The sequence below is a fragment of the Bradyrhizobium sp. genome (assembly GCF_036009065.1).
Classification (GTDB): domain Bacteria; phylum Pseudomonadota; class Alphaproteobacteria; order Rhizobiales; family Xanthobacteraceae; genus Bradyrhizobium.
The window spans coordinates 1-7,473 of sequence record NZ_DASYMN010000253.1; the positions used below are offsets into that span (position 1 = coordinate 1).

General features: G+C 65.0%; 7 protein-coding genes. 5 read left to right on the forward strand and 2 right to left on the reverse strand.

Features of this window, described 5'->3' with window-relative positions; genetic code table 11:
• A partial coding sequence (mutM, locus tag VGP39_RS15520) for a bifunctional DNA-formamidopyrimidine glycosylase/DNA-(apurinic or apyrimidinic site) lyase (protein WP_327568990.1) occupies nucleotides 1–597 on the reverse strand: 597 nt, incomplete at its 3' end.
• A 16-nt stretch (nucleotides 598–613) separates the two neighbouring features.
• Complete coding sequence (locus VGP39_RS15525; RefSeq protein ID WP_327568991.1) at nucleotides 614–1,000, reverse strand: glyoxalase superfamily protein; 387 nt, start codon at nucleotides 998–1,000, stop codon at nucleotides 614–616.
• 264 nt (nucleotides 1,001–1,264) lie between these two features.
• Between VGP39_RS15525 and ubiE the strand changes: the two genes are divergently transcribed.
• The 5 genes from ubiE to VGP39_RS15550 all read left to right on the forward strand — a co-directional run.
• On the forward strand, nucleotides 1,265–2,026 hold the full coding sequence (gene ubiE / locus VGP39_RS15530; RefSeq protein ID WP_327568992.1) for a bifunctional demethylmenaquinone methyltransferase/2-methoxy-6-polyprenyl-1,4-benzoquinol methylase UbiE: 762 nt from the start codon (nucleotides 1,265–1,267) through the stop codon (nucleotides 2,024–2,026).
• On the forward strand, nucleotides 2,023–3,597 hold the full coding sequence (gene ubiB, locus VGP39_RS15535; protein ID WP_327568993.1) for a 2-polyprenylphenol 6-hydroxylase: 1,575 nt from the start codon (nucleotides 2,023–2,025) through the stop codon (nucleotides 3,595–3,597). The genes ubiE and ubiB overlap by 4 nt, the downstream gene beginning before the upstream one ends.
• A 61-nt stretch (nucleotides 3,598–3,658) precedes the next feature.
• A complete protein-coding gene (gene coaBC, locus VGP39_RS15540) occupies nucleotides 3,659–5,074 on the forward strand; it encodes a bifunctional phosphopantothenoylcysteine decarboxylase/phosphopantothenate--cysteine ligase CoaBC (protein ID WP_327568996.1) in 1,416 nt (471 codons plus the stop codon).
• Nucleotides 5,071–5,529, forward strand: a complete 459-nt coding sequence (gene dut, locus VGP39_RS15545; protein ID WP_327568994.1) for a dUTP diphosphatase — start codon at nucleotides 5,071–5,073, stop codon at nucleotides 5,527–5,529. The genes coaBC and dut overlap by 4 nt, the downstream gene beginning before the upstream one ends.
• 181 nt (nucleotides 5,530–5,710) lie before the next feature.
• Nucleotides 5,711–7,473 (forward strand): PAS-domain containing protein (locus tag VGP39_RS15550; protein WP_327568995.1); only part of this gene is annotated, 1,763 nt, incomplete at its 3' end.

A 7,473-nucleotide genomic window follows, 5' to 3' on the forward strand; every position in this document is an offset into this window, starting at 1 on the left:
CGGCGAGAGGTGCGCGCGGAACAGCGCCTCGCAGACATAGATATTGCCAAGCCCCGCGACCACGCGCTGGTCCAATAGCGCCGCCTTCAGGCTGGTCTTCCTGTTGGCGCAGGCGCGCGCCAGCATCGCGGCGTCGAATTCATTGCCGAGCGGTTCGGGACCGAGGCCTTTTAGCAGCGGCTCGTCCTCGATCTTGTCGCGGGCGAAAATCTTCATGTAGCCGAAGCGGCGCGGATCGTTGAAAATGACCGTCGCGCCCGAGGACATGTGAAACACCACATGATCGTGGGCGCGATCCTCATTGCGCGGATAATGGAATTTGCCGGGCGGGCTTTTCCCATCGCCCGCGACCACGCGAAACGAGCCGGACATGCCGAGATGCATCAGCAGTACGTCGCCGGATGCAAGGTCCGCCATCAGGTATTTTGCGCGGCGCCCGAGCCCGGTCACGGTCTGGCCTTCGAGCCGCGCGACAAAATCCTTCTGGAACGGAAACCGCAAATCCTTGCGCCGGGCCTCGGCGCGTATGATTTTCGCACCCTCCATCGCCGGCTGCAGGCCGCGGCGGACAGTTTCGACTTCGGGCAATTCGGGCATTTCGATCCACCGCCGCTCAAGCTTTTGCCGTTTCGCGGTGACGCTCGGCGAACGACAGATGATTGTAGAACGGATCGGCGATCGTCATGGTGGTCGCGCCCCAGGGCTCCTCAACAAGTCCCGGGCGCGCATAGCCGTATTCCTTCGCCGACAAAACGGTGTGGTATGCGGCCAGTCCCGTCATTTCGATCCTGATCCTGGCGCCGGGCGAGCAATCGCCGTGATGTTCGCTCAAATGCAGGATCACCTCGCCCAATGACACCTGCATGAACAGCGGCAGGTCCGGCGCGTATCGATGCTCCCAATCGAGCTTGCAGCCGAGAAAGTCGAGATAGAACTCCCGCGCCTTGCCGACGTCAAAAATTCGCAAGGTCGGAACGGTCCGCGTAAAACGTGTTGGCATGAGCGTGCCTTGCAGATTAACCAAAGCCTCTGTCGAACGCGGCTTTTAACCCTCGCGCGGCCTCGCTTGTAGCGCGCTCTCATCAGCCGCGCTATGGTTGGCTAGCCCTCGTCATTGCGGGGAGCCCTTGCGACGAAGCAATCCAGTCTTTCTTTGTGGCTTCTGGATTGCTTCGTTGCGGAGTTTATCATCGGCCGGCCAAAGGCCGGACCCGTTGGCTCCTCGCAATGACGGAGTGTATTCTGCGCGACCTCGGGAATCAGTATGGAAAAAACCGATCAAACCACGCATTTCGGCTTCAGGGACGTGCCCTTGGGCGACAAGCAGACGCTGGTGAACGACGTGTTCCACAGCGTGGCGCAGCGTTACGACCTGATGAACGACCTGATGTCGGCGGGGCTGCATCGGGCCTGGAAGGACCTGCTGATCAACGCGCTCAATCCGCCGCGCAATGAAAGACCGTTCGCGCTGCTCGACATCGCCGGCGGCACCGGCGATATCGCGTTCCGCGCCGCCGGGGCCGCGGGCCCGGGCTTTCAGGCCACCGTGTGCGACATCAATGCCGACATGCTCAGCGTCGGGCGCGAGCGCGCGCTGGCGCGCCATCTCGAGCATCAGGTGACGTTCGTCGAGGGCAATGCCGAGGCGCTGGCGTTTCCGGATCGCAGCTTTGACGCCACCACCATCGGCTTCGGCATCCGCAATGTGCCGCGGATCGATCTCGCGCTCGCCGAGGCGTTCCGCGTGCTGAAACCGGGAGGGCGGTTTCTCTGCCTGGAATTTTCCACCGTCGACGTGCCCGGCCTCGACCGGCTCTACGACATGTTCTCGTTCAAGGTGATCCCGCAGCTCGGCCAGGCGGTAACCGGCGACGCCCAGTCATATCAATATCTCGTCGAATCGATCCGGAAATTTCCAAAGCCGAACGCTTTCGCCGAGATGATCCGTGCCGCCGGATTTTTGCGCGTCAGTCACCAGGCGCTGTCCGGCGGTATCGTGGCGTTGCATTCAGGCTGGCGTTTGTGATTTCTGCTTCCACTCATATCGCGCGCCTCGCCCGCGCCGGTTTCGTGTTCGCGCGCGAGGGCGTGTTCGGCGTGGTCGATCCGTCGCTGGTGCCGCCGCCCGGGCAGTTGGCGCTGCGGCTGGCGCGGCTGATCGAGCGTCCCGGCGCCAAATCCGGACCTCGATTGTCACGGGCGCTGACGCGGCTCGGCCCGGCGTACCTGAAACTTGGACAGTTTCTCGCCACGCGGCCCGACGTGGTCGGCGTCGTCATGGCGCGCGATCTGGAGAGCCTGCAGGACCGGCTGCCGCCGTTTTCGCAAAGCGAAGCCGAGGCCGTGATCGGCTCATCGCTGGAACGCCCGGTGGGGCAGGCGTTTGCGCGCTTCGGCCCCGCAGTCGCGGCGGCCTCGATCGCGCAGGTACACCGCGGCGAGACCGAACAGAACGGCATCCGAAAAACGGTCGCCGTAAAGGTGCTGCGGCCCAATGTGGCCGCGCGGTTCCGGCGCGACCTCGGGGATTTCTTCTTTGTCGCCAACAACGCCGAAAAATATTCGGCCGAAGCGCGGCGCCTTCGGCTGATCGAAGTCATCAACACCATGTCGCGCTCGGTGGCGATGGAGATGGATCTGCGGCTGGAGGCCGCGGCGATGTCGGAGATGGCGGAGAACACAAGCGGCGACCCGGACTTTCGCGTGCCCACCGTCGACTGGGACCGCACCACGCACAACGTGCTGACCATGGAATGGATCGACGGCATCGCGCTCAGCGACCACGCCGGCCTGGAGGCCGCGCAGGTCGACCTTCGCGATCTCGGCCGCAAGGTGATCCAGAGTTTTCTGCGCCACGCGCTGCGCGACGGCTTCTTCCATGCCGACATGCATCCCGGCAATCTGTTCCTCGACGATGCCGGGCGGCTGGTCGCGGTCGACTTCGGCATCATGGGCCGGCTCGGCATGAAGGAGCGGCGTTTCCTCGCCGAGATTCTGCTCGGCTTCATCACCCGCGACTATCGCCGCGTCGCCGAGGTACATTTCGAGGCGGGCTACGTGCCGTCGCATCACTCGGTGGAGAATTTCGCGCAAGCCATCCGCGCCATCGGCGAGCCGATCCACAACCGCATCGCCGAAGAAATCTCGATGGCGAAATTGCTGACGCTGCTGCTGGAAGTCACCGGCCTGTTCGACATGCGCACACGCCCCGAGCTGATCCTGCTGCAGAAGACCATGGTGGTGGTCGAGGGCGTGGCGCGCAGCTTCGATCCGAAGCTCGACATCTGGAAGGTCGCCGATCCGGTGGTGCGGGAATGGATCGAGCGCAACCTCGGACCTGTAGGACGCATCCAGGGCGCGATGTCGGGGACCGGCGAGTTGGGCCGCGTGATGTCCGGACTGCCGTCGATCGCGTCCCGCGCCGTGGTGGTGCTGGAGCAGCTGGAAACCATGAGCCGCGAAGGCCTGACGCTGTCGCCCGAAACCATCGCGGCGATGGGCCGGACCGAGGGCCGCAAGAACCGCTGGCGCACCGTGGCGCTGTGGATCATCGCCCTCACCTTCATCGGCATCCTGTTCGCGGTCCGGCAACTCTGATTTGATTGCAATGCGATCATTTCATGATATCGTTGCCAGCACATTTCACCCGGTGGCGACCATGGCCAGCCTGACCATCCGAAAACTCGACGAGGCCATCAAGGCCGAGCTGCGGCTGCGCGCCGCCCGCAACGGCCGCTCGGTCGAGGACGAGGTGCGGGTGATCCTGCGCGAGGCGTCACAGAACCGCCCCGGGTTTGCCGCAACGCCGTCCCAAACCGTCAAGATTGCGCAGGAAAACCCGCATCGCATTGTTTCCGCTGGACAATTGCGCGTTACCCTGATCATCGGCGGCGGCATCGCCGCCTACAAGGCGCTGGACCTTATCAGGCGACTGAAAGATCGAGGTTTTTCCGTTCGCTGCGTGCTCACCAATGCCGCGCAAAAATTCGTCACGCCGCTCGCCGCCAGCGCGCTGTCGCATGAGCGCTGCTACACGGATCTGTTCGACCCGGAGAGCGAGTTCGACGCCGGCCACATCCGTCTTGCGCGCGACTGCGACTTGATCGTGGTCGCTCCCGCCACCGCCGGCCTGATGGCGAAGATGGCGCAAGGCCACGCCGACGATCTCGCCTCAGCGATTCTGCTCGCGGCCAATCGTCCGATCCTGTTGGCGCCGGCGATGAATCCGTTGATGTGGGATAACGCCGCCACCCGCCGCAACGTCGCGCAGCTCAACCGCGACGGCGTCGCCATGATCGGTCCCAATGCCGGCGAAATGGCGGAGGCGGGCGAAACCGGCGTCGGCCGCATGGCCGAGCCAGTGGAAATCGCCGCCGCTGCCGAACAATTTTTGCGGCCGCCACAGCCGCCATCGCTCGCCGGCAAGCGCGTGCTGATCACGGCGGGTCCGACCCATGAGCCGATCGACCCGGTGCGCTACATCGCCAACCGCTCCTCCGGCAAACAAGGTTTTGCCATCGCGGCCGCGGCGCAAGCTGCAGGCGCCGATGTGGTGTTGATTTCCGGCCCGGTCGACTTGAACGATCCCGCCGGCGTCACCGTGAAGCATGTCGAATCGGCGCGCGACATGCTGCATCGGGTCGAAGCCGCCCTGCCAGTGGACATCGCGATCTTCGCGGCCGCCGTCGCCGATTGGCGCGTTGCCAGCGAAGGCGCGCAAAAACTGAAGAAAACGCCGGACGGCATGCCACCGCTGCAACTGGTGGAAAATCCCGACATCCTTGCAACGATCTCGAAATTGTCCGACAGACGCCCGCCGCTGGTGATCGGTTTTGCTGCCGAGACCGAGCACCTGATCGATAACGCCAAGGCAAAACTTGAGCGCAAGGGCTGCGACTGGATCGTCGCCAACGACGTGTCCCCTGCAACCGGCGTGATGGGCGGCGACCGCAACACGGTGCACCTGCTCAAGCGCGACGGCGACGACATCAGCGTCGATTCCTGGCCTGCGATGAACAAGGACGAAGTCGCCACCGCCCTGGTGGCGCGGATCGCCGAGGCGGTGGATAAATGAGCGTCGCGACCAAAGTCGAGGTCCAGCAACTGCCGCATGGCAAGGGTCTGGCGTTGCCGGCCTATCAAAGCGCTCACGCCGCGGGACTCGATCTGCTGGCGGCCGTGCCGGAAGACGCGCCGATCATTCTCAACCCCGGCAGGCATGCGCTGGTGCCGACCGGGCTCGTCATCGCACTGCCGCCTGGATTCGAGGCGCAGGTCCGCCCGCGCTCCGGCCTTGCCGCCAAGCATGGCGTCACCGTGCTGAACGCGCCGGGCACGGTGGACGCGGATTACCGCGGCGAGGTCGGCGTGCTGCTGATCAACCACGGCGACGCGCCGTTCACGATCCGGCGCGGCGAGCGCATCGCGCAGATGTTGATCGCGCCTGTGACGCGGGCGGAACTCGCAGCCGTTCCGCAGCTCTCGCCGACGGATCGCGGCAGCGGCGGCTTTGGATCGACGGGGCGCTGACAGCGCGTCGACTTTTCGGAAAATCGCACCGCAAACGTTAACGCCGCGCATTTTTTTGCAATGCAGTTTGCGTTCACGATTCGGACTCTTACAGGGCTGCTCCCGAAGGGGATATTGTGGTTCGATTCGCGAACGGTGGGGTGAAGCGCCGGGTGTGGAGTCGTGGGGTTTGGGGCGGACCATGTCGGACGTGATCGCGGCGATGCGTCGGACCTTGCTATCGTGCACATCGCTGGTGCGCGACGGCATCGCTGGCGTTGCCGTGAGCGCGCTGGCGACCAGCGCTCCGGCCCGCGCCGGCGAATTGCAGCTGATCGAACAGGCGCTGGCGACGTTCTTCGATCTCAACCGCCAGGAAGTGGCCGTGCTGGCCACGGCGCTGGCCGTGCTCGGCTTTTCCGTGGTCGCCGCAATCCTGCTGATGCGCACGCGCGTCCGTGCCGCCAACAACGAGGCGCGGCTGCGCTCTGAACTTCGAAGCCTGCAGGTCGAGGCCGATCGGTTCCGCGCGCTATTGTTCGCCGAACCGCAGGTCCTGGTCTCGTGGGCGGCGGGCGACAACCGCCCGCAGATCAGCGGCGATATCTCGCTCCTGATGCCGCAGGATGCGCAGCAGTCGCCGCAGCGCATTCTCGCATTCGGAACCTGGCTGTCGCCGGAGCCGGCGCTGCAGATGGATCACGCCGTGAACGCGCTGCGCGAGGCCGGCGAAGGCTTTTTGCTCAATCTCACCACGTCCACCGGCCGCTCCATCGAAGCAATGGGCCGCGCCATCGGCGGCCAGGCCATTGTGCGGATTCGCGAACTCAGCGGGCTGCGCCGGGAACTTGCCGAAATGACCCTGCGGCACAAGGGACTTTTGGAAGAAACCGAGATGCTGCGCGGCTTCGCCGCTGCCGCGCCCTGGCCGGTCTGGGCCAAGCGCGCCGCGGGCGGTCTGTTGTTCGCCAATGCCGCCTATGCGCGGGCGACGGACGCCGCCAATGTCACGGATGCGGTGCAGCGCGACCTCGAACTGCTGGACAGCGGCGACCGCAATGACATGGCCCGCGCGCTCAACGACAATTCGGCGTTTTCCGCGCGGCTGCCGATCGTGGTTGGCGGCGAGCGGCGCTTCTACGATGTGCATGCGCTGAAAGTAACCGGCGGCAGCGCCGGCATCGCCATCGACGCCAGCGAGGCAACCGCGCTTCGCGACGCGCTGGTGCGCATGGCGGAGGCGCACCGCCGCACGCTCGATCAACTATCCTCCGGCGTCGCCGTGTTCGACGGCCAGCGCCGGCTGGCGTTCTACAACGACTCCTATCGCCGGCTGTGGGATCTCGACCGCGCCTTTCTCGACGGCAATCCTGACGATTCCAGCGTGCTGGACCGATTGCGCGCGGCGCGAAAACTGCAGGAGCAGCCGGATTTCCGGGCCTGGAAAGCCAAGCTCCACGAGGCCTACCGCGCGGTCGAACCGGAAAAAGACAGATGGTATCTGCCCGACGGCCGCGCGATCAGCGTCGTCACCACGCCGAACCCGGAAGGCGGCGTCACCTATCTGTTCGACGACGTCACCGAAAGCCTCGAACTGGCGCGGCAGTATGACGGGCTGATCAACGTCCAGCGCGAGACGCTGGACAATCTGGCCGAGGCCGTCGCGGTGTTTGGCTCAAACGGCCGCGCGCAATTGTTCAATCCGGCGTTTGCGAAGATGTGGAAGCTGTCGGCCGAGGCGCTGCAGCAGCGGCCCCATATCGAGACGGTGGAAGGCTGGTGCCGGCCGCTGTTCGATGACGCGGCGACCTGGCAGACGTTGCGCGAGGCCATCACCGGCATCGAGAACCGGATCGCGGTGCCGCTCAAGCTGGAGCGCAAGGACGGCAGCGTGCTCGACTGCATGACCATGCCGCTGCCGGACGGCGCCACCATGCTGACGTTCCAGGACATCACCGATACCGA